The sequence below is a fragment of the Kribbella sp. CWNU-51 genome, from assembly GCF_054073265.1.
Map to the genome: position 1 here is coordinate 736,343 of NZ_JBSXMZ010000007.1, position 20,844 is coordinate 757,186.

21 protein-coding genes are annotated in these 20,844 nt (G+C 68.4%); 9 read left to right on the top strand and 12 right to left on the bottom strand.

The features are described from left to right. Positions 1-144: 144 nt before the first annotated feature. Positions 145-813, top strand: coding sequence for a GntR family transcriptional regulator (locus ACXC9Q_RS11945; RefSeq protein ID WP_457056538.1), 669 nt, complete (start codon positions 145-147; stop codon positions 811-813). Positions 814-940: 127 nt separating this feature from the next. On the opposite strand, the gene ACXC9Q_RS11950 is transcribed toward ACXC9Q_RS11945, so the two are convergent. Genes ACXC9Q_RS11950 through ACXC9Q_RS11985 form a run of 8 tightly spaced genes read right to left on the bottom strand, consistent with a single transcriptional unit; the run spans position 941 to position 9,862 of the window. After that, the gene (locus ACXC9Q_RS11950; RefSeq protein ID WP_457056539.1) at positions 941-2,980 is read right to left on the bottom strand and encodes a hypothetical protein; all 2,040 of its coding nucleotides are present in this window, start codon (positions 2,978-2,980) and stop codon (positions 941-943) included. Beyond that, entirely contained in the window at positions 2,977-4,191 is a 1,215-nt protein-coding gene (locus tag ACXC9Q_RS11955; protein WP_457056540.1) for an enolase C-terminal domain-like protein, read from the bottom strand. The genes ACXC9Q_RS11950 and ACXC9Q_RS11955 overlap by 4 nt, the downstream gene beginning before the upstream one ends. Then, the gene (locus ACXC9Q_RS11960; RefSeq protein WP_457056541.1) at positions 4,188-4,949 is read right to left on the bottom strand and encodes an SDR family NAD(P)-dependent oxidoreductase; all 762 of its coding nucleotides are present in this window, start codon (positions 4,947-4,949) and stop codon (positions 4,188-4,190) included. The genes ACXC9Q_RS11955 and ACXC9Q_RS11960 overlap by 4 nt, the downstream gene beginning before the upstream one ends. 10 nt (positions 4,950-4,959) lie before the next feature. Continuing rightward, positions 4,960-5,769, bottom strand: a complete 810-nt coding sequence (locus ACXC9Q_RS11965; protein ID WP_457056542.1) for a carbohydrate ABC transporter permease — start codon at positions 5,767-5,769, stop codon at positions 4,960-4,962. Further along, positions 5,756-6,682: a carbohydrate ABC transporter permease gene (locus ACXC9Q_RS11970; protein ID WP_457056543.1), complete on the bottom strand. Its 927-nt coding sequence runs from the start codon at positions 6,680-6,682 to the stop codon at positions 5,756-5,758. Before ACXC9Q_RS11970 ends, ACXC9Q_RS11965 begins: the two co-directional genes overlap by 14 nt. After that, positions 6,679-7,968: an ABC transporter substrate-binding protein gene (locus ACXC9Q_RS11975; protein WP_457056544.1), complete on the bottom strand. Its 1,290-nt coding sequence runs from the start codon at positions 7,966-7,968 to the stop codon at positions 6,679-6,681. The genes ACXC9Q_RS11970 and ACXC9Q_RS11975 overlap by 4 nt, the downstream gene beginning before the upstream one ends. Positions 7,969-7,985: 17 nt before the next feature. Further along, positions 7,986-8,693 carry a FadR/GntR family transcriptional regulator gene (locus ACXC9Q_RS11980; protein WP_457056545.1) on the bottom strand — a complete coding sequence of 236 codons (708 nt, stop codon included), beginning with the start codon at positions 8,691-8,693 and terminating at the stop codon, positions 7,986-7,988. After that, positions 8,690-9,862: a DUF4185 domain-containing protein gene (locus tag ACXC9Q_RS11985; RefSeq protein ID WP_457056546.1), complete on the bottom strand. Its 1,173-nt coding sequence runs from the start codon at positions 9,860-9,862 to the stop codon at positions 8,690-8,692. The genes ACXC9Q_RS11980 and ACXC9Q_RS11985 overlap by 4 nt, the downstream gene beginning before the upstream one ends. 138 nt (positions 9,863-10,000) lie before the next feature. On the opposite strand from ACXC9Q_RS11985, the gene ACXC9Q_RS11990 reads away from it, so the two are divergent. Both ACXC9Q_RS11990 and ACXC9Q_RS11995 read left to right on the top strand, forming a co-directional pair. After that, positions 10,001-10,387 carry a phage holin family protein gene (locus ACXC9Q_RS11990; protein WP_457056547.1) on the top strand — a complete coding sequence of 129 codons (387 nt, stop codon included), beginning with the start codon at positions 10,001-10,003 and terminating at the stop codon, positions 10,385-10,387. A 1-nt stretch (position 10,388) separates the two neighbouring features. Next, positions 10,389-10,811, top strand: coding sequence for a low molecular weight protein-tyrosine-phosphatase (locus ACXC9Q_RS11995; protein ID WP_457056548.1), 423 nt, complete (start codon positions 10,389-10,391; stop codon positions 10,809-10,811). Here the strand turns inward: ACXC9Q_RS11995 and ACXC9Q_RS12000 are convergent. Together ACXC9Q_RS12000 and ACXC9Q_RS12005 are read right to left on the bottom strand one after the other, a co-directional pair. After that, positions 10,808-12,019, bottom strand: a complete 1,212-nt coding sequence (locus ACXC9Q_RS12000) for a pyrophosphate--fructose-6-phosphate 1-phosphotransferase (protein ID WP_457056549.1) — start codon at positions 12,017-12,019, stop codon at positions 10,808-10,810. The two genes, ACXC9Q_RS11995 and ACXC9Q_RS12000, sit on opposite strands and share 4 nt — an antisense overlap. A 90-nt stretch (positions 12,020-12,109) precedes the next feature. Beyond that, positions 12,110-12,601, bottom strand: coding sequence for an Lrp/AsnC family transcriptional regulator (locus tag ACXC9Q_RS12005; RefSeq protein WP_457056550.1), 492 nt, complete (start codon positions 12,599-12,601; stop codon positions 12,110-12,112). Positions 12,602-12,663: 62 nt separating this feature from the next. Between ACXC9Q_RS12005 and ACXC9Q_RS12010 the strand changes: the two genes are divergently transcribed. Then, positions 12,664-13,575 (top strand): DMT family transporter, encoded by a 912-nt coding sequence (locus tag ACXC9Q_RS12010; RefSeq protein WP_457056551.1) that lies wholly within the window; start codon positions 12,664-12,666, stop codon positions 13,573-13,575. Next, entirely contained in the window at positions 13,572-14,546 is a 975-nt protein-coding gene (locus ACXC9Q_RS12015; RefSeq protein WP_457056552.1) for a TIGR03560 family F420-dependent LLM class oxidoreductase, read from the top strand. Before ACXC9Q_RS12010 ends, ACXC9Q_RS12015 begins: the two co-directional genes overlap by 4 nt. Here ACXC9Q_RS12015 and ACXC9Q_RS12020 read toward each other — a convergent pair. Then, positions 14,539-15,540 (bottom strand): acetamidase/formamidase family protein, encoded by a 1,002-nt coding sequence (locus tag ACXC9Q_RS12020; protein WP_457056553.1) that lies wholly within the window; start codon positions 15,538-15,540, stop codon positions 14,539-14,541. The two genes, ACXC9Q_RS12015 and ACXC9Q_RS12020, sit on opposite strands and share 8 nt — an antisense overlap. Before the next feature lie 139 nt (positions 15,541-15,679). On the opposite strand from ACXC9Q_RS12020, the gene ACXC9Q_RS12025 reads away from it, so the two are divergent. From ACXC9Q_RS12025 to ACXC9Q_RS12040, 4 genes are all read left to right on the top strand, one after another. After that, positions 15,680-16,372, top strand: a complete 693-nt coding sequence (locus tag ACXC9Q_RS12025) for a response regulator transcription factor (RefSeq protein ID WP_328524647.1) — start codon at positions 15,680-15,682, stop codon at positions 16,370-16,372. Further along, positions 16,369-18,003, top strand: a complete 1,635-nt coding sequence (locus ACXC9Q_RS12030; protein ID WP_457056554.1) for a sensor histidine kinase — start codon at positions 16,369-16,371, stop codon at positions 18,001-18,003. The genes ACXC9Q_RS12025 and ACXC9Q_RS12030 overlap by 4 nt, the downstream gene beginning before the upstream one ends. Before the next feature lie 101 nt (positions 18,004-18,104). Beyond that, entirely contained in the window at positions 18,105-19,529 is a 1,425-nt protein-coding gene (locus ACXC9Q_RS12035; protein WP_457056555.1) for a trypsin-like peptidase domain-containing protein, read from the top strand. A gap of 67 nt (positions 19,530-19,596) precedes the next feature. Further along, positions 19,597-20,304 (top strand): pirin family protein, encoded by a 708-nt coding sequence (locus ACXC9Q_RS12040; RefSeq protein ID WP_457056556.1) that lies wholly within the window; start codon positions 19,597-19,599, stop codon positions 20,302-20,304. Here the strand turns inward: ACXC9Q_RS12040 and ACXC9Q_RS12045 are convergent. Beyond that, the gene (locus tag ACXC9Q_RS12045; RefSeq protein ID WP_457056557.1) at positions 20,301-20,630 is read right to left on the bottom strand and encodes an L-rhamnose mutarotase; all 330 of its coding nucleotides are present in this window, start codon (positions 20,628-20,630) and stop codon (positions 20,301-20,303) included. The genes ACXC9Q_RS12040 and ACXC9Q_RS12045 overlap by 4 nt on opposite strands. Positions 20,631-20,844: the final 214 nt, after the last annotated feature.

The window sequence follows — 20,844 nt, forward strand, 5'->3', positions numbered from 1 at the left end:
TCGGCGGAGTGGGGCGGCCACTGAGGAAAATCCTGCCTGAAAACCAGGTCATTGTGCCGAGAGTTATCCACAGGTGGCCGCCGGGTCGGTCCCGGGAGCCGGGTCGCGCGCGACAACGGAGCTTGACTGGACGAGAATCGCCCTATGTACGAACGGCTGCGGGTGGACCGCTCGACCACGGTGGACCGAGTGGTCGACGCGCTGCGCGCCGCCCTCTTCGCCGGAGACCTCGAACCAGGTACGCCGTTACGCGAGCAACCGCTCGCGGAGGCGCTCGGCGTTGCCCGGAGCACCGTTCGTGAGGCGATGACCTTGCTGGTCACCGAGGGGCTCGCGGTCCGGGAGCCGAACAAGGGTGTCAGCGTGGCGATCCTGCACCCGGACGCGGTGGCGGACATCTGCCGGGCCCGGTTCGTGCTGGAGTCGGCCGGGATCCGGGCGTGGTTCGACGCGGACGAGGCGGCGCGCGAGCGGGTGGGCGAGGCGATGCGGGTGTTCGCCGCGACCGCCAAGGACGGGGCGGATCCGGAGGCGATGACGGAGACGCACCTGGCGATCCACCGCAGCCTGGTCGCGCTGACCGGCAGCGAACGGCTGATCGCGACCGCCGACTCGATCACCGGCGAGGCGAGACTCGCGCTGGCCCGCGTCGACGCCCTCCGCCAGGACGCCCGCCAGCAGGTCGCTTCGCACCGGAAACTGGTCCGCCTGCTCGAACGCGGCGAGCTCGACGAGTGCGTCGAAGAGCTCCGCCACCACCTCGAGGGCGCCGAAGAGTCCCTCCTGGAAGCCATCGCCATGCCGCCGAGCTGACCCTGCGTCTCGGTGGGCAGCCCCTCAGTTGGAGGGTTGCCCACCGAGAATCCGAGGGGGCAACTCACCGTCTCGGGGGCTGCCCACTCGGATGAGGGGTTTGCGCAGGGTGGGTGGGGGCGATCCGCTAGGCCTTGGTTAGTCCTTCGGCGGTGACGTCGTACGTCGTGGAGCCGACGCGGAGCCCGGTCAGGCGGGCGTCGGGGTCCAGGGCTGCCACCTGGGGTTTGGCGGTGACTGTGCCGTCGAGGGCGACCTCGACGCCGAAGATGCCCTCCAGGACCAGGCTGACCCAAGATCCGGAGGACGAGCAGGCCCAGTCGATCAGGTACGGGAACTGCGGCGGGGACTTGCGGGCGCCGCCGGACATCAATGGCTCGGCCTCTTCGACGAAGTGGGCTTGCCCGCAGGGACCCTGGTTGGCGGTGCGGGCCAGGCCCGGGAGCCAGTCGAGCGCCACATCCCCGCGCCCCAACGCGAAGAGAGCGCGGCCGGCGTCGGCTGGCCAGGCCGGGTAGGCGCCGTTCCACTGGTGGTCGGGACGGACGCTGAAGGCCGCGTCGGCGTCGTACGGCGACAACGCGCGCATCCACTCCGGCGTCTGGAGTTCACGCTGGAAGAAGGACACCATCTCGGTCCGCTGGGACTCCGAGAGGTCGGCGGCCATCGTCGTACCGATGATGTTGAAGTCGTAGCAGTGCCGCACCGGGATCAGCGAGCCGTCCGGCTGCCGCGCGTGCCAGAAGCCCGCGCCCTCGATGTACAGCTCGTTGACATGACCGGCCTGCTCGTCGGCCTCCTTGCGCAGCAGCACAGCGCGATCGGCATCACCTGAACGCTCGGCGACCTCCGCGGCGACACGCAGGCACCACACGTTGGCGGCGTTGAAGCTCGCCACCTCGTGCACGTAGCTGCTCACGCACTCCAGCAGGTTGTCGATGCCTCCGTAGTCGGCCAGCGCGTGCTCACCCCGCAGGCCGCGCCAGGCGGTGGCCCAGTCGTGCAGGTGCTCCGACACCGGCTTGGGACCCACTGAAGCGTCCAGGAAGCCGGAGTCCCCGGTGAAGCGCACGTAGTCGCGCACCAGCCGCGTCATGGCGAAGTCGTTGACCGAGTACCACTGCCCGACCGGTCCGCCGGTCAGCCACTCGGTGCCGAAGTGCTCGTGGATGTCGAGGTCGATCCAGTGCTCGATGTGCTTGCGCATCGGCTCCGGGTCCAGCAACGCGTGGGTCAACGAGGAGAGGCTGTAGTCCCAGATGAACGTCGTGGTCTGCCAGTACCGCGGCATCAACGTGTCGTACGTCCGCCCGATCACGCTGGCCGGGTTGTCCCGCCGGAACCAGATCACGCCGAGCACGCCCCACCAGTACAGCTTCCGCAGCGCCTCGTTCGTGGTCTCGAGGACCGGCAGGGATCCACTGAAGCCGTCGCCGGCCGGATCGAACGCATCCGCGAGGGCCTTGTCCCACAAGCCCTCGGCCGCCGAGAACACCGCGGGTACGTCGGCCACACACGCGTCGAAATGGTCCGTCGCCTCGGCGAGGTCCCCGGCCAGGACGTGCAGGTAGGAGACCCGACCGTTGCCCGAGGCATCCAGTACGACGGTTGCCTCAAGCATCGACCGGTCGATGACGCCGGCCACGTCGAGCCCCTGGAGACTCACCGCGGACCCGGACTCCCCTGTCCCGACAACGCGGCCGTCGACCGCGGTCAGTGTGTTCGGCTCCGACGGTGGCTCCGGCCTCAACCATCCGCTCCCCAAGCGGGTCGCCGTACTGTCCAGGGCGAACCCGAGCCGCACCGAGCGGCCCGGTGCGCCTTCCACGTCGAGCTGTACGACGACAGCCGGCCGACCGGGAGCGCATGCGGTGACCGTCCGCAGGGTCAGCCCGTCGACCACGGTCGAACGGACCACCTGGTCCGGTCGCCACACCACCTCGACGGTCCCGCCGTACGAGCGAGCCAGCCGCCCGTCGACGTACAACTGTCCGGTGATGCAGTCGCCGTGCGAGTACGGCGGGAAGTTCACGCTGCGGATCGCGAACACGTCGTGGTCGACCTGCGCCGTACCCAGGAAGTTCGTCAGCCCGGGCGGGTTGAACATGTCGTCGTACGTGTGCGTGAGGACGTCGCTCGCCAGGTCGGCGCTGCGCGGGATCGTCATGAAGGGTCGGCCCAATCGGTGTTCGGGAGCAGGGGGTACCAGTCCGGGCGTGCCGGATCGCGGTCGTAGGGATAGGGGCCGAGTTCGCGGAACAGTTCGGCGTACTCGGCGAGCTTGTCGCGGTCCAGTTCGACGCCGAGGCCGGGACCGTCCGGGACCGCGATCGCGCCGTCGACGTACGGAACCTTGCCGCCGGCAATGATGTCGTCGCGCAGGTGGTGGTAGTGCGCGTCGGCGGCGAACGACAGGTTCGGTACGACGGCGCCCAGGTGCAGCATCGTGGCCAGCTGGATGCCGAGCTCGCCGGACGAGTGCACAGCGACCCCGAGCTGGAAGGTCTCGCAGACGCCGGCCGCCTTGATGCACGGCCGGATGCCGCCCCAGAACGTGGTGTCCAGCAGGATCACGTCGACGGCGGGGTCGCGCACGTTGGCCGCGAGCTGCTCGAAGTTCACCACCACGGTGTTGGTGGCGAGCGGGATCGGCGTGTTCTCGCGGACCCGGCGCATCCCGTTCATGCCCCAGGTCGGGTCCTCGAGGTAGTCGTTGTCGAGGTCCTCGATACCGCGGGCGAACCGGATCGCCTCCTCGACGCTGAACGCGCCGTTCGGGTCGAAGCGGACGCGGTGCTCGGGGAACGCCTCGGCCAGCGCGCGAAAGCACTCGCGCTCGTAGTCCGGCGGGAAGACGCCACCCTTCAGCTTGTGCACGCTGAACCCGTGCTCGTCGACGAGCTCCCGAGCGTGCTTGACGAGTTGCTCGGCCGTCCGGATCTCACCGGTGCCGTCGTCGGCCGGGTGGCGGAAGAACAGGTAGCTGGCGAACGGTACGCGGTCGCGGACCTTGCCGCCGAGCAGCTCGTGCACGGGAACCCCGAGCTCGCGGCCCTGCAGATCAAGACAGGCGAACTCGATCGCGGCCAGCAGCTGGGTCCGGTTGTTGTACAGGCTCGCGGTCGGGTTGGCGAGCATCCAGCGCAGCGCCTCGGTGCGGGCCGGATCATGGCCCACCAGGTACGACTTGAGCCCGGTGACCGCGGCCTCGGCGCTCTGGCCGCCGCCACCCATCTCGCCGAGGCCGATCAGCCCGTTGTCGGCCTCGACCTCGACGACGGTCCGGACGAAGCGGCCCCAATGCGCGCCGTTGCTGTGCCGCAACGGCGCCTCGAGCGGCATCGTCACGGTCGTGGCGCGGATGTCGACAATCTTCACTTCGCGTCCTCCGGCAGTACGACGGGCAGCCCGGCGGTCAATCCACCGTCCACCTTCACATCAGCTCCGGTCACGAACGCAGCGGCGGGCGACGCGAGGAAGTGGATGACCTCGGCAACTTCTCCCGGAGTCGCGACCCGGCCGAGCGGATGCGACCGGCCCCACTCGGCGACGACCTCGTCAGTCGACCGCCCGCCGCCGAACTGTGCGGCCGAGGTCCGCAGCATCGGGGTGTCCACCGAGCCCGGGCAGACCGCATTGACGCGGATCCCTTCGGGAGCGTGGTCCACCGCCATCGCCCGCACGAGCGACAGCAACGCACCCTTGCCCATCGAGTACGCCGCGACACTCTTCTGCGCCGCATACGCCTGCACCGACGCGACCACCACGACGCTGCCACCTCGCGGGATCAACGGCACGAACGCCTGACACGCGAAGAACACGCCACCGACGTTGACCGCCATCACCTCGTCGTAGACCGACCACGAGGTGTCCACCACTGTCCCGTACCGCTGGATCCCCGCGGCGCAGACGAGCGCGTCGACCCGGTCGACCTCCTGCGCGGCCGACGCAAGTGCCTCCCGATCTCCGACGTCCACAGCGATCCCACGGACCCCGAGCTCCTTCTCGAGCCCAGCCAAAGCATCGGCGTCTCGGTCAAGTGCGACTACGTCGTCACCGGCTTGCACGAAGCGTTCGACAGCACCTCGTCCGATCCCGGCGGCGCCACCGGTGACGACGACTGTGCGGCTACTCATATAAGTCCTCTCAGAACTGACCCAAGGCGAGGCCTCGGGAGAAGAAGCGTTGTGCGGCGAGGAACAAGATCACTGTGGGCAGCGAGACCAGCAGACCGCCCGCCAGCACGGTCGGTAGCGCGGCGCCGCCGTACGTGCTCTGCAGACCAGTGAGGGCGGGCATGATCGGGCGGACCGAGTCGGACTGGCTGAGCGTGAGGCCCAGCAGAAGGTCGTTCCAGACGAAGGTGGCCTGCAGGATGAAGATCGCGGCCAGCGCGGACCCCGCCATCGGGAGGTAGATGCTCCGGAAGATCCGGAACGGACCGCCTCCGTCGACCACCGCCGCCTCGAAGACGCTGCGGGCGATGCCGGTGAAGAAGTTGCGCATCACGAACGCCGAGAACGGCACGCTGATCGCCGTGTACACGATGATCATCCCGAGCCGGGTGTCGTAGAGGCCGGAGTTGGCGTACCCGGAGAACAGCGGCATCAGGATCATCTGCAACGGGAAGATCGTCCCGCCGAAGATGAACACGAACCACAGGAACCCGCGCTTCAGCCGCAGTACGACGATCGCGTAGCCGGCCGCGGCGCCGATCAGCACCGCGAGCACGGGCGCGATCACGCTGTACATCGTCGTCGCCACCAGCGTGTCACCGAGCGCTGCCTTGCTCCACGCGTCCCCGAAGTTGGCGAACAGCGCGAACCCACCCGGCTTCCACACCGTCTTCGCGTCGTACCCGTCGACCGACTTGGAGGCGTTGACGATCAGGAGATAGACCGGCGCGAGCCAGATCAGCCCCAGTACGACGAGGATCGGAGTCTTAACCCTGCTCACGCGACTCCCCCAGTTGGTAGCGCAGATAGAGGATCGACGCGGCAAACGTGACCAGGCTCAGGAACAACGCGATCGCCGCGCCCTGTCCGTAGTCGTTGAGCACGAAGGTCTCCTTGTACATCGACAACGCCAGCGTCTCCGACGACGTACCAGGACCGCCCTGCGTCATCACCCAGACCACGTCGAAGGTCTTGAGGCTTCCCACGATGGACAGTCCGATGACGACTGTGGTGATCGGCCGGAGCTGCGGCCACAGGTGGTGCCAGAAGAGCCGGAAGCCCTCCGCACCATCCAGCCGCGCGGCCTCCAGCGGCTCGCCCGGGATGGACTGCAGCCCGACCACGAACAGCAGCGCGTTCACACCGGCGGCCTGCCAGGTGACGGCCACGATCATCATCAGCGTGTTGCCCGGACCGGCCTGCAACCAGCCGGTGTGCGCACCAGGCAGGCCGAAGAACCCGAGCGCCTGCCCCAGCGCGCCGTCCGGCTGCAGTACGAATCCCCAGATGACCCCGACGGCCACACCGGAGATCGCGTACGGCAGCAGGAACGGCAACCGCAGCCACGTGCCCCACCTGTGCCCGTACGTCATCACAGCGATCAGCAGCCCAAGCACGACGGGCAGAGTCACCATGCCGACGACCCACAGCAGCGTGTTGATCAGCGCCCCCACCAGGTCCGGGTCACTGAACATTGCCTTGTAGTTCGTCAGCCCCGACCACACTGGCGAGGCGAGGCCGTCGTAGTCGGTGAAGCTGACGTACGTCGTCCACAGGAACGGCAGGTACAGCAGCAGCGCGACCACGCCGGCGGCCGGCAGGCCGAACAGCGGCGCCGTCCGGGCGCCGGTCCGCGCCGACCGCTCGGCACTCACCTTGCGAGTGGCCGTCGGCCGCTCCATCAGGGAAGTCACTTCTGCTTGGCCCAGTACGCGTCCGCCTCGGCCTGGATCTTCTGCAGGCCTGGCATCGGGTCACCTGGCTTGGTGACGAACGCGCCGAACACCTCGAGCGCCTTGTTCGCGACCGGCACCGGCGTCGCCTCGAACCAGCGGTTGATCAGCCGGTAACTAGCACTGCCGTCACCGCCGACGTCCTTGTTCAGCGTCGCCAGGCCCGGGTCCTTGACCTCGGCCTTCGGGTTGAACGAGAGGTCGCCGCGCGAGTTCGCCCAGGCGGTCTGCGCCTGCGGCGTGACCCACCAGTCGGTCCACTTCTTCACCGTGGAGGCGTGATCACTGGCAGCGGCCGAGCAAACCGGTCCGGTTTCGAAGATCATCGAGGTCTTCGGCAGGCCTGCGTTCACGTTCGGGATCACGAAGAAGTCGTAGTCGGTGCCGGCCTTCATCTTCAGCGTGTTCAGGTTGCCGCTGAACCAGGTGCCGAAGTTGATCATCGCCACGTCGCCGTTCTTCAGCTGTGCCTGCGGCTCGGTCTTCGAGCCCGGGTCGCTGAAGTAGCCGGCGTCGATCATCTTCTTCCACTCGTTCATCACCTCGACCACGCCCGGGTCGGTGTACTTCGCCTTGCCGGTGGCGAGGGCGTCGTACAGGTCCGGGTCCTTGCCGGCCAGCAGGGTCTCGAACCAGACGAACGAGAACAGGATGTTGGTCTGGTAGAACGGCTTCACCCCGGCCGCCTTCACCTTGTCGGCGACGGCGAGCAGCTCCGGCCAGGTCTTCGGGGTCTGGGTGATCCCGGCCTTCTTGAAGACGGCCTTGTTGTAGTACATCACCCAGTAGCCGGCGTTCAGCGGGACGCAGTACTGCTTGTTGTCGTAGGTGAAGTACTGCTTGAGCTGCTCCGGGATGTTGCCGTCAGCAACCGCCTTGGTCCACTGGTCGGTGGTCTCGGCCACGAGCTTCTGGTCCACCAGATCCTGAAGCTCCTTGCCGGTGTGCCAGGTGAACAGGTCCGCCTTCTCCTTGGTCCGGAACGAGGACCGGATGAACGCGGTGTAGGTGTTGGAGTCGGAGTACCCGACCGGCTCCATGCCGACCCCGATGTCCTTCTTGCTGGCCGCGCCGACCTGGGTGAAAGCGTCCTTCCAGCCACCCTTGTCGTTGTAGAACTTCAGCGAGTCGACCGGCTTGTCCTCGCCCTTGGCGGCACCGGCTCCTCCTCCGCCTCCACAGGCGGACAATGCGAGCGCGCCGGCCACCGCCAGGGCGGTCAGCGCCTTCCGGTTGATGCGTTGCATGGTGCGTCCTTTCAGCTTCAGGGGTGCTGAATTCGTTCGTTGATGACGGCAAGGACTCCGTCGAGGTGCTCGTGCGTGAGTCGTTCGGCCAGCTCGATGTCGCCGGCACGGACCGCGTCGTAGATGGCGCGGTGCTCGTCCAGGTCGGTCTGCCGGTCGCCGTGGATGTGCAGGATCTCCAGCTGCTCCCGGACGTTCACGACGGTGACGGACTCGACCACCTCGGCCAGCGTCGCGTTCCCGGACGCCTGCGCCAGGGAGCGGTGGAAGTCCATGTTGACCTCGGCGAGCTGGGCATGGTCGCCGGATGCGATCAGCTCGGCCGCCGTGGCGAGATCCCGGCCCATCTGCTCCAGTGCGGCCTCGTCGCGGACCCGTGCGGCCAGTGCAGCGACCGGTGGCTCGATCAAGGCGCGCGCCTGGAGCAGCTCGACCAGGCGGTCGGCTGATGGCACCGGGGCAAGTGGGTTGGCCAGAATCAGCCGGCCGACGTGCGGGCCGACGTACACGCCGGATCCGTGCCGGAGCTCCACAGCTCCGGTGGCCTCCAGCCGCCGGAGTGCTTCCCGGATTGTCGGTACGGCGACCTTGAACCGGTCGGCGAGTGACCGGACCGACTCGAACTGGTCGCCGGACGACAACTTCCGATCGGCGATCAGAGCCAGCATCGAGGTCGCCAGATCGTCCAGGAGACTCCGGCGTACGACGCCACCCGACGCACTCATGGTGCGGCCGTCAAGGTGACGCCGACGAACCGCGGGCGGTAGATGCTCACGTCGGCGTACAGATCGGTGTTGGCGTCGAGGCTGTTGACGTTGTAGCTGACCAGGAGCGTGTTGCCGCGGCGCAGGTCCGGGTGGTCGTGGGAGTTGTACGTGATGATGTTGGCATTGCCGTAGCTGCCGGTCGCGCCGGTCTCCGGGGTCTGGTAGAGCTCGACCGGCTTCACGAACGGACCGGTCGGCGAGCAGGAGAAATACCCGAGGACTCGCTTGCTGAACAGCTCGGTCGTGTCATGCGTGACCAGCACGTAGCCGTCACCCCAGCGGGTCACACTGTGCTCGTTGGCGACGCCTTCGAGCACGCGAGCCGAGGCAGTCTCGTCTGCCGACCAACCGGACCCGGTCCAGTACTCCCAGGGCTTCGCAGTCAGGTCGTCACCGCGGACTCGCGCGACGTGCTCGTACTTCGAGGCACTCAGGTCCTCGACGCCGTAGATGTAGGTGTAGCCGCCGTCGCGCAGCAACCAGCCGGACCATTGCACGTTGGCGGCCGACGGGAGCGGCTTGAGGCTGCGCAGCTTGAACGTCTTGCTGTCGAACCGGGCGAGGTAGTTGCTGGCCCAGTGCCAGTCCCACTGGCCCGTGCCGGTCCGCTCGAACCGCAGGGCGACGACATCGAGGTTGCGGCCGGCGCCACTGGTCTGCGCGGCACCGACCCAGTACCAGCCGTTGGACGGCGGTGGTACGAGCGCTGTCGGGTTGGTCGCCGTACCGCCGGTGACGGTCTTCAGCGTGCCGCCGGACTGGATGACGAACGAGTTGTTGATGAACGGCGTCGTGGTCGGCCGGCTGCCGTCCGGGTTCACCGGACCGAGGAACGTGTCCGAGAAGATCCACGCGGTCCGCCCACCGGACAGGGGGACCGAGTACGTGCTGTCCGCGCCGGTCCAGCCCTTGCCGGTGTTGCTGTAGGCGTTCAGCAATCCCTCGGGCGCGGCGTGCGGTTGGGCGGTCGCGGTCCAGTTGGTCCGGACGGTGTTGCAGTCCTGGGCGGCGCCCGCGGGTTCAACTGCAGGCTGACCGGCTGACGCCGTCGGCGCTGTAGCGATCACGGCAGCCGCGGCACCCAGCGCCACGACCACACCCCAACGGCGTGATTTCTTGGCTCCCACCCTGGCCTCCTCCGGCACTCACTGACCTCACGAACGAAAATGATCAGATCACTTGGTCATTAGTCTGTCAAGACTCAGGGTCGGATCAGGGCGCGTACGGGGGCGTGACGCTACCGGCGGGATGGCAGGATCGGCGGCATGAAGAACTTGGTCATCAGACTGCTCGCCAACGCGGTCGCCCTGGCGATCGCGACCTGGGCCATCGGCGGGATCACCCTGGAGGGTGCGACCACCGGACGGCGGATCCTCACGCTGCTGGTCGTCGCCGCGATCTTCGGCGTGGTGAACGCCTTCGTGAAGCCGATCCTGCAGTTGTTGTCGTGCGTGTTCATCGCCCTGACGCTGGGCCTGTTCCTCTTCGTCATCAACGCGGTGATGCTGCTACTCACGTCGTGGATCACCGGCAAGCTGGACGTGCAGTTCCACGTCGACGGCTTCTGGTCCGCGTTGCTCGGCTCCCTGATCATCACCGTCGTCGGCATCCTGCTGAACGCCGTACTCCCGGAGAAGGCGGAGATCAAGTGACGTGAGGCGGGTCGAGATCGTCTGCTCCGGGAACATCTGCCGGTCGCCGATCGGCGAGGTCGTGCTGCGCGCGAAGCTCGCCGAGGCGGGGATCGACGATGTCCAGGTCACCAGTTCGGGGACCGGCGGGTGGCATACCGGCGACCCGATGGACCCGCGGGCCGCGGCGGCGTTGCGACGGCGCGGGTACGACGGGAGCACGCATCGGGCCCGTCAGTTCCAGCCCGGGTGGTTCGCCGAGCGCGATCTCGTGCTGGCGATGGACTCGGGTCACTTGGCCGCGCTGAGTGGAGCGGGCGAAGCCCAGCTGTTCGCGGAGGACGACGTACCCGATCCGTACTACGGCGACGAGGAGGGCTTCGACGAGGTCCTCGCGCAGATCGAGAAGGCGGCCGACCAGTGGGTCGGCCGCCTCCGCGGCTAGCTCTGGCCGATCTCGGCCTTCAGTGCGACGAACCAGTCGACGTTCGGGTCGAACTCCTTGCCGCCGGCGATCCGCGGGAACTCGATCGCGCGCAGTTCGTCGCCCCGCTCCTCGTCGTGACCGACGACGCCGCTCTCACCGCGCAGCGCGGCGTCGACCGCGTAGTCGGTGCACTCCTTGATCAGCGCGAGGTCGCGGTCTCCTGCCGCGGCCGAGCGGCTGAAGTAGCCGCTCTTCTGCACCATCGTCTTCTCCGCGCCGATCCGCTCCGCGAACTGCTTGGCGAACCAGGCGCCCGGGTTGATCGTGTCCAGCTTCACGTGCCCGAACGGGTCCCGGCCGACCTCCTCGCCGCGGGCCTCCATCTCGGCCACGATCGACGGTACGCCGGCGCCCTCGGACAGGAAGATGGTGACACAGTCGTTCTCGTCCATCACCTTGCGCAGCCGGTCAGCCTCGGCGTCCAGGTCGATCGTTGCCTCTGGCACGTAGACCGCGTGCACGTCCCAGCCGGCCTGGTCCAGGCCGATGCCCGGGTTCCAGTCCTGCTCGCCCAGCCACGCGCGGTACGACCGGGCCGTTGCCGCGGTCAACCATCCGCAGTTGCGGCCCATCACCTCGTGGACGATCAGCATCCGGGGGTTCGAGCTGTGCTCGCCGATGATGTTGCGGGCGAACAGCGCGCCCTGGTCGGCCGCGGTCCAGGCGCCGAGACTCTGCCGGATCGGGATCACGTCGTTGTCGATCGTCTTCGGCAGGCCGACCACGGTCAGGTCGTAGTCGTGCTCGTGCAGGTACGCCGCCAGGTCCGCGGCGGTGGTGTTGGTGTCGTCGCCACCGATGGTGTGCAGGACGTCGACACCGTCGGCGACCAGTCGCTCGGCCGCGACCTGGAGCGCGTTCTGGCCGTCCTGGATCAGACCGCGCTTCACCAGGTCGGCGGTGTTGGTCAGCTTGACCCGGCTGTTGCCGATCGGGCTGCCGCCGAACTTGTGCAGCAGGGACGCCTTCGCGCGGACCTCGGGCGTCACCTCGAGGAACCGGCCGCTGAGCAGGCCGTGGTACCCGTTCAGATACGCGATGATCTCCACGTCGGGCGCCACCTCGGTGTAGCGCTCGATCAGCCCGCCGACGGCGGACGACAGGCAGGGCGCGAGCCCGCCGGCGGTGAGCAGGGCAACTCTGCGGACAGACGTGTCGGCAGCCATGGGCAGGGTCCTTCCAGACGTCCTCTGAAGTGTCACTGAAGTCGCTCCCAGACTAGTGATGCAGACCACTCCTGGAGGTGGTTGGGGGGTTCACTTCAGTGGCACCGGGCGTGGGGGTACCGGGGTGGAGACGATGAAAGAGCTGGTGGTCTGGCCGTGGACGAGGAACTTGTCGAGGACTTCCTCCAGGCCGGCGATGGCAGCCACCTGGACCCGCATCAGGAAGCAGTCCTCGCCGGAGATCCGGTGGCACTCGACGACTTCCGGCGTCCGCTCGGCCAGCGCGATGATCCTCGGGATCTGCCCCGGACCAGGCCGCAGCCGCACCCACGCGGCGACCGGTAGCCCGAGCGCCGCCGGGTCCACCTCGAGCCGGTAACCGCGGATCACCCCGGATTCCTCCAGCCGGGTGACGCGCTCGCGCACGGTCGGAGCCGAGACCCCGAGCCGCCGAGCCAGCTCCGTGGTCCGCAGCCGCGGGTCTGCCGTCAGCTCCGTCAGCAGACGCAGGTTGAGCTCGTCGAGCACAAGCTTTTCAGTTTGAAGGTAGTGCACGCCTTCTGCGTTCGTTCCGGCAACCATCAGGACCTTCTTCAACTCATATCGCCATGGGAAACCGCAGATTCGGTTCCTAGGGTAGTCACGTGACAACCATCGTGGAAGCTCCGGCCAAGAGCCTGCTGGCGACCGGCGCGGCCGGTGTGACTGTGCTGGTGTGGGCCTCCTCCTTCGTCGCCATCCGGCACGGCGGCCGGGAGTTCTCCGCCGGCGCCATGTCGCTGGCCCGTCTGGGGGTCGGCAGTGTCCTCCTCGGCGTGTTCCTCCTGATCCGCCGCCGGCAGAACCCGGCCGAACGCCAGTGGCCGGCCAAGCGGGACTGGTTGCCGCTGCTGGTCTTCGGTCTGCTCTGGTTCGGCGTCTACAACCTCGCCCTGAACGAGGCCGAACGCCGTCTCGAGGCCGGCACCGCGGCCATGCTGATCCACATCGCCCCACTGCTGATCGCCTTGCTCGCCGGGCTCACCCTCGGCGAAGGCTTCCCCCGCCAGGTGGTGATCGGCAGCCTGGTCGCGTTCGGCGGCGTCCTGCTGATCGGCATCGCGACCTCCACCGGCCGCGCCGAGACGTGGGGCGTGATCCTGTGCGTCACCGCCGCCATCTCGTACGCCGTCGGAGTGGTGACGCAGAAGCCGCTGCTCAGCCGGCTCCCCGCGGCCCAGGTGACCTGGCTCGGGTGCACGATCGGCGCGATCGTGTGCCTCCCGTTCGCCCCGCGGCTCATCGACGAACTCCGGACCGCGGACGGCGCGACGATCTGGTGGGTGATCTACCTCGGCGCCTTCCCGACCGCGCTCGGTTTCACCACCTGGGCCTTCGCCCTCCGGCGGACCAGCGCCGGCAAGATGGGCGCCACGGTGTACGCGGTCCCGGTGATCGCCATCGTCCTCGGCTGGCTCTTCCTCGGCGAAACCCCCGCTCTCCTCGCCCTCGCCGGTGGCGCGTTGTGCCTCACCGGAGTGGCGATCTCCCGTCGTACCCGAAGGAGCAGTCGATGAGGTTCGGAGTGTTCGTTCCGCAAGGCTGGCGGATGGACCTGGTCGAGCTCGACGACCCGGTCGAGAAGTGGGAGGCGATGACGGCTGTCGCGCGCGCCGCCGATGCCGGTCCCTGGGACTCGATCTGGCTGTTCGACCACTTCCACACGGTTCCCGAGCCGGTCCGCGAGACGGTGTTCGAGGCGTGGACGGCCACGGCCGCGCTGGCCCGCGACACCCAGCGGGTGAACATCGGCCAGATGGTCGGCTGCAACGGCTACCGCAACCCGGCGCTGTACGCGAAGATCGCGTCCACCGTCGACGTCGCCAGCCACGGCCGCCTGTACGCCGGGATCGGCGCGGGCTGGTACGAGCACGAGTGGAAGGCGTACGGCTACCCCTGGACCGAACTCAAGGACCGGATGGGGTCGTTCGCCGAGTCGGTCGAGCTGATCCACCGGCTGTGGACCGAGGACGACGTCGTCTTCAACGGCACGTACCACTCGGTCGACAAGCCGATCGTCGAGCCGCGTCGCAAGCCGAAGCTGTGGATCGGTGGCGGTGGCGAGCGGGTCACGCTGCGGCTGGTCGCACGGTACGGCGACGCCTGCAACGTCGGCACCGGTCGCGTCGACGTCATCCAGCGCAAGCTCGCCATCCTCCGGCGGCACTGCGACGAGGTCGGCCGCGACTACGACGACATCGTGAAGTCGACCAGTCTCAACGTCTTCCCGGTCGAGGCCGGCGCGGATCCGGGCGTCGCGACCGCCAAGGCGCGGGGGCGCTACAGCCTGGACGAGTTCGCCGAGATCGGTGCCGGCGGGACGCCTGGCGCACTGGCCGAGGTCATGACGACGAAGCAGCTCACCGAGCACGTGGAGCAGTTGGCCGAGGCAGGGATCGAGTATGTCCTCGCGTACATCCCCGGCGTCGCGTACGACCACGAGCCAATGCAGCGGTTCGCGGAGGACGTCGTACCCGCGTTCAGCTGAGCGAGGCGGCCGCAGAGCGCAGGTGCTCGTGGATGCCGTCGTACACGGTCGTCGCCGGTAGCAGGCGCTTCGGGACCTTGGTGACCACGCTGTAGTTGACGTCGACGACGTTGGCCAGTGGGACCTCGCTGATCTGGCTCAACAGCTGGTAGGCGTCCAGCTTGTCCAGTCCGTACAGCGAACCGAGCCAGCCGACCATGTCGACCTGACCAGCCCGCCACGCGTCCTCGAGCGGACGGCTCGACCCGACCACGGCGAGGTAGTCGTCGTTCTCGATCCGCGGCCACGTCGGTCCGGGCGTCTTCAGCAGCTCGACGATCAGTACGACGTTCATCGCGCCCTCGACCGCGGTCCCGCAGGACTCGCCCTCGCCCTGGCGGTAGTGGCCGTCACCGATCGAGAACAGCGCGCCCTCGACGTTGACCTTGAGGTAACAGGTCGCGCCCGCGCGCATCTCCGGTGTGTCCATGTTGCCGCCGAACACATCCGGCACCAGCGACGACCGAGCCTCGAACGCAGCGGGCGCGAGCCCGACAGTGCCCAGCATCGGCTCCAGCGGCAGCGCGAGCTCCAACCCGCTGCTCTGGGCGTGGAACCCGACCGTCTGCTTGTCGGAGTCGACCTCGTAGACCCAGGTCCGCTCCGGCAGCGGATCCTGCAGCGTGGCCGTCTTGTCGGTGCTCGTCAGGCCGCCGAAGAACGGGATGGTCGTGGACACACCCCAGGTCCGGGCCGGCGTGAGCTCGACGAAGTGCAGCACCAGGGTGTCCCCAGGCTCCGCGCCCTCGACGTAGAACGGGCCGGTCTGGGGGTTCACGAACGGCATCGTCAGCGAGGCGCTGGCGAGATCCGCGGTGCTGCGAAGGGTGCCGCAGTACGCATCCTCGGTCCACAACCGCAGCGCGGTGCCGGGCTTGACCCGGCGGACGGGAGGGACTCCACCGAAGGTCCAGGCGAAGTCGTCGGGCTCAGGGGTGTACTCGAGGACGTCCACGACTGCTCAACCTAAGGTGTCCACGATGTATTGGGTAGCGATCAGCGGGTTCTCAGGCGATTCTCAAAGAGACGGCCTAATGTCGACACGCGGATGGTCAGATCGGGCTGTCCGGACTCAGGTGGAGCGGGAGCGCGCGATGCGGGTACTGGTGGTGGACGACGACCGGGCGGTCCGCGATTCGCTGCGCCGTTCGCTGGAGTTCAACGACTTCGAGGTCGTGACCGCGGCCGACGGCGCCGAGGCGCTCGCGGTGATCGGCAACGTCGAGCCCGATGTCGTGGTGATGGACGTGATGATGCCCCGGCTGGACGGCCTCGAGACCACCAAGGCCCTGCGGGCCGCGGGCAACAACATTCCGATCCTGGTGCTGACCGCGCGGGACGCGGTCGCGGACCGGGTCGACGGCCTGGACGCCGGCGGCGACGACTACCTGACCAAGCCGTTCGCGCTCGAGGAGCTGCTCGCCCGGCTGCGCGCCCTCCTGCGCCGCAGCAGCACGCCCGGCGAAGGCGGCCAGCGCGGCGAGGTCCTGCAGTACGCCGACCTCGTGGTCGACGTGGACGCGCACGAGGTGCACCGCGGCGACGTCGCGATCCCGCTGACCCGGACCGAGTTCTCCCTGCTCGAGCTGCTGATCCGCAACCCGCGCCGGGTGCTCGAGCGTGCGGTCATCCTGGACGCCGTCTGGGGCTACGACTTCCCGACCACCGCCAACTCCCTCGAGGTCTACATCGGCTATCTGCGCCGCAAGACCGAGGTGAACGACCTGCCCCGCCTGATCCACACCGTCCGCGGCATCGGCTACGTCCTGAGGGACACCCCGCCGTGAGTAGGCAATACCCCGACGACTTCCCGTCGTACGCCGGCCAACCACAGCAGGCCGCGTCGGCTCCGCACGAACCGGCACCGGCCGGGCTCCAGCCACCGGCCCCGGACAAACCTGTTGCCAATGGCAACGGGAACCGGGTCGCCGCGACGGCTGCCCGGACCCAGAGCTGGTGGAACGAAAAACTCCACCAGCTGAGCTTGCATGCCCGGGTCACCCTGCTCGCCGCGGTCGCGGTCGCCCTCGCGGTGGCGATCGTGAGTGTCGCGGCGTACGTCACCGTGCGCCAGCAGATGTACCAGAACCTGGACGACAGCCTGATTCTGCGGGCCGGACAGGCCGCCCAGAAAGGCGTCCTGACCAACCTCACCGTCCTGGAGAAGATCCCGCCCGACGCGCTCGGACTGAGCGACATCCAGGTCGGCATGATCACTGCGGACGGGCAGACGTTCGGCGCCGAGCACAGCGTGCTCCCGCCGATGGGGCAGAACGAGATCGACATCGCCCGGTCCCAGGGCGGCGACGCCAGCCTGCGGACCGTCGGCGTCCGGAACGGATCACATTTCCGGGTCGTCGCCGTACCGGCTCGCTACTGTCCGCCCAATGTCGCCAACGTCGACTGCCAGGCCGACCCGAGCCTCCTGCAGCCGTCGGCGCTGGTCGTCGCGCAGTCGCTGGGGCCGATCGACCAGACGTTGCACAACCTCGGCATCGTGCTGTGGGCCTTCGGCCTGATCGGTGTCATCGGCGCCGCGCTGGCCGGCAACGCCGTCGCCCGGTCCGGCCTCCGGCCGCTGGCCCGGCTGACCGGGGCAGCCGAGCATGTGGCGCGGACCGAGGATCTGAAGCCGATCCCCGTCACCGGGTCTGACGAGATCTCGCGGTTGGCGCAAGCATTCAATGCGATGCTCGCGGCACTGGCGCGCTCTCAGGACCGGCAACGACGACTGGTGGGTGACGCGGGACACGAGTTGCGGACGCCGCTCACCAGCATCCGGACCAACCTCGACCTGCTCGCCCAGGCGGACAAGCGCGGTGGCCTCAAACCGGAGGACCGGCAGCAGTTGCTGGACGACGTCCGGGCGCAGATGGACGAGCTGACCACGCTGATCGGCGACCTGACCGAGCTGGCCCGCGACACCCCGCAGGTGCGGAACGCGGAGCTGATCGAGCTGTCCAACGTCGTGCAGGACGCGGTGATCAAGGTACGGCGTCGCGCGCCGGGGCTGGAGTGGGACGTCCAGCTGACCCCGTTCCCGGTGTGGGGTGACGAGCGGCTGCTCGGCCGCGCCGTGATGAATCTCCTCGACAACGCGGCGAAGTACAGCGTGCCGGAGGGTGTCACGCCGCGCGGCGACGGACAGCCCGTCGGCCACGTCACGGTCCGGCTGCAGGACGGCGTACTCACGGTGACCGATTCCGGACCGGGGATCGCCGAGCCGGATCTGCCGCACGTGTTCGAGCGGTTCTACCGGTCCAGTGAGGCGCGCAGCCGGCCCGGATCGGGTCTCGGGCTCGCGATCGTGAAGCACGCGGCGGAGCAGCACGGCGGGATGATCTACGCCCGCAACGTCCCCGGCGCCGGAGCGCAGTTCACGCTGTGGCTCCCGCACGCCGCGACGCAGACTCGCTGAAGACTTCCTGACCGATCCTTCAGAGGATCTTCATGGAGTTCTTCGACTGCTCCGAGCGGATCTTCAGGGCCCTCTCAGGTCGGGCCGTCAAAGTACTCCTCATGAACGAAAACCCACAGCAGCTGCCGCAGAACCAGCCTGGGTCGAATCCCGAGCAGGGTTCGACGCCGGGGAGCCAGAACCCGTCGTACGGCGCGAGTCCGCAGGAGCGGACCCAGCAGCTTCCGATGGGTGGCTACGGGCAGCACCAGCAGCAGCAATTCGCGCCACAGGGCGGGCAGCCGCGGCCGCCGCAGGGATCGGGACAGCACCCGGCACCTGGGAGTGCTTACCCGCAGTTCGGGCCGGGGGCGCATCAGGGGACGCCGCCGGGCCCGAACTGGCCCTATGGTCCGCAGCCCGCGTCCCCCGCACCGGAGAAGCCGAAGCGGCGTGGCCTCGCCCTGGTGGCGCTGACCGCCCTGCTGGTCGGCACCGCGGGTGGTGTCGGCGGCGCCGCGGTGTACTCGGCGACCAACGACTCCACCTCCAACACCCCGTCGGTGACAGCCCCGCTGAACGGCAACCAGGCGGCACCCGCCTCGGCGCCGGACGGCTCGGTGCAGAGCGCCGCCGCGAAGGTGCTGCCGAGCGTGGTGAAGATCGCGGTCGCCACCTCGCAGGGTGAGGCGACCGGGTCCGGCATCGTGATCAGCAAGGACGGCCTGATCGTCACCAACAACCACGTGGTGGCCGGCGCCGGCAGCGGCGCGACCATCTCGGTCATGCTGAACGACGGCCGGACTGTACCGGCCACGATCAAGGGCACCGACCCGCTCACCGACCTGGCCGTGATCCACGCCTCCGCGACCGACCTGACCCCGGCGAAGCTGGGTTCGAGCGACAAGCTCGCGGTCGGGCAGGGCGTGGTCGCGATCGGCTCGCCGTTCGGCCTGGAGGCGACCGTGACGAGCGGCATCGTCTCGGCGCTGAACCGTCCGGTGACGTCAGGCGACGCGCAGCAGGACAGCACGACAGTCTTCCCAGCAATCCAGACGGACGCCGCGATCAACCCGGGCAACTCGGGCGGCGCCCTGATCGACCTCGCCGGCCAGGTGGTCGGAATCAACAGCGCGATCAAAACCGCCGGCGGATCGGGACAATCCGAAGGCGGCAACATCGGCCTGGGCTTCGCTATCCCGATCGACCAGGCCAAGCCGATCATCGACGAGCTGGTGGCCAAGGGCAAGGCCACGCATGCGCGGCTCGGCGTCCAGGTCGGCGACGCGCAGTCCTCCGACGGGCTCTCGAACGGGGCACGCCTCGGCGAGGTCACGTCCGGCGGTGCGGCGGACAAGGCCGGTCTGCACGCGGGTGATGTGGTGACCGCTGTAGACGGCAAGGCGATCGCGTCAGGGGACGCGTTGGTCGCCGCGGTCCGTTCGCACCGCCCGGGCGATCAGGTGAAGCTCACCATCACCCGGAACGGCCAGACCCAGTCGATCACCGCCACCCTCGGCTCCGACAACGGCAACCCGACCGGCTGACCACCCACCACCCACGATCCGGGACTGCGCCGCCCACCGAGCGGCGCAGTCCCTTTTACTAGGTGTCATGAGCATGGACATCCAGCGGGCGGACGAGCGGTTCCGGACGTCGAGTGAGTGGCTGGAGTCGTGGCACTCGTTCTCGTTCGGACCGCACTACGATCCGGGGAACATCGGGTTCGGATTCCTGCTCGCGCACAATGACGAGACGGTTGCCCCAGGCACCGGGTTTGAGACGCATCCGCACCAGGACCTTGAGATCGTGACCTGGGTACTGCGGGGTGCCTTGGCGCACCGCGATTCGGAAGGGAACAGCGGCGTCGTCCACCCTGGCCTGGCCCAGCGGATGAGCGCCGGCTCCGGCATCCAGCACTCCGAATGGAACGACGCCGGCGATCCGGTCCACTACGTGCAGATGTGGGTCCGCCCGGACCGCTTCGACCTGCCACCCTCCTACCAGCAGGCCGAGGTCGACCTCACCACCGGCGAGCTCATCCCCATCGCCTCCGGCCTCCCTCAGCACGCGGCCAGTACCGCAATCCGCATCAACCAGCACTCCGCCGGGATGTCAGTCGCCCGCCTCGCTCCCGGCCAAGCGGTCGCCCTCCCGGCAGCGCCGTACGTGCATCTCTTCGTCGCCCTGGGGACGGCGAGCCTCGAGGGCGCCGGCGATCTCGGTACGGCGGACGCCGCACGCCTGACCGACTCCGACGGGCGACGTATCACGGCCGGCGCAGATGGCGCCGAGCTGCTGGTGTGGGAGATGTCCGGCTAGTCGGTCTGCTCGCTCATGGTCCAGACATGGCGCAGGGACTGGCCGGCGACGCCTTCCGGGTTCTGGGCGAAGCCCTCGACGAACTGGCTCATGTGCTGCTGCCAGCGCTGGTCGACCGGGTCGTTCTTCAACTGCGCGACAGCGGCCTCGAAGTCGTCGGACACGACCAGGTGGAACAGATCTCGGCCACTGCGCCAGATGGACCAGTCGCTGATGCCGGCGGCGTGCATCGCGATGATCAGTTCCGGCCAGACACGAGCGTGCTCGATCTCGTAGGCCTCTTCGGTACCGGGGATCAGGCGGCTGTGCAGAGCAAGGCGGGTCACAAGGCTGCAGAATACGCCGGGAGTGAGCAATCGGTTGCCGAGCCCACGATTCGCGCAGGCTCTTGACTCTGATTCATCGCGGCGATCCACCTGCCTGATCAGGCGATTTCGCGATCCGATGCCAACTCCAGCCGCCCGCCCCGCGTCGTACTTGGGTGCGTTGAGTAGTTTCGCCCTCGTGCCTGTAAGGCACACGCCGAAGACTGTGCCCGGT

Coding starts and splice junctions, on each gene's coding strand:
- ACXC9Q_RS11960 (WP_457056541.1), bottom strand. CDS start 4,949: ATGAGTAGCCGCACAGTCGTCGTCACCGGTGGCGCCGCCGGGATCGGA.
- ACXC9Q_RS12005 (WP_457056550.1), bottom strand. CDS start 12,601: ATGGTTGCCGGAACGAACGCAGAAGGCGTGCACTACCTTCAAACTGAA.
- ACXC9Q_RS12040 (WP_457056556.1), top strand. CDS start 19,597: ATGAGCATGGACATCCAGCGGGCGGACGAGCGGTTCCGGACGTCGAGT.
- ACXC9Q_RS11950 (WP_457056539.1), bottom strand. CDS start 2,980: ATGACGATCCCGCGCAGCGCCGACCTGGCGAGCGACGTCCTCACGCAC.
- ACXC9Q_RS11980 (WP_457056545.1), bottom strand. CDS start 8,693: ATGAGTGCGTCGGGTGGCGTCGTACGCCGGAGTCTCCTGGACGATCTG.
- ACXC9Q_RS12015 (WP_457056552.1), top strand. CDS start 13,572: ATGAGGTTCGGAGTGTTCGTTCCGCAAGGCTGGCGGATGGACCTGGTC.
- ACXC9Q_RS11945 (WP_457056538.1), top strand. CDS start 145: ATGTACGAACGGCTGCGGGTGGACCGCTCGACCACGGTGGACCGAGTG.
- ACXC9Q_RS12025 (WP_328524647.1), top strand. CDS start 15,680: ATGCGGGTACTGGTGGTGGACGACGACCGGGCGGTCCGCGATTCGCTG.
- ACXC9Q_RS11975 (WP_457056544.1), bottom strand. CDS start 7,968: ATGCAACGCATCAACCGGAAGGCGCTGACCGCCCTGGCGGTGGCCGGC.
- ACXC9Q_RS12035 (WP_457056555.1), top strand. CDS start 18,105: ATGAACGAAAACCCACAGCAGCTGCCGCAGAACCAGCCTGGGTCGAAT.
- ACXC9Q_RS12000 (WP_457056549.1), bottom strand. CDS start 12,019: ATGGCTGCCGACACGTCTGTCCGCAGAGTTGCCCTGCTCACCGCCGGC.
- ACXC9Q_RS11990 (WP_457056547.1), top strand. CDS start 10,001: ATGAAGAACTTGGTCATCAGACTGCTCGCCAACGCGGTCGCCCTGGCG.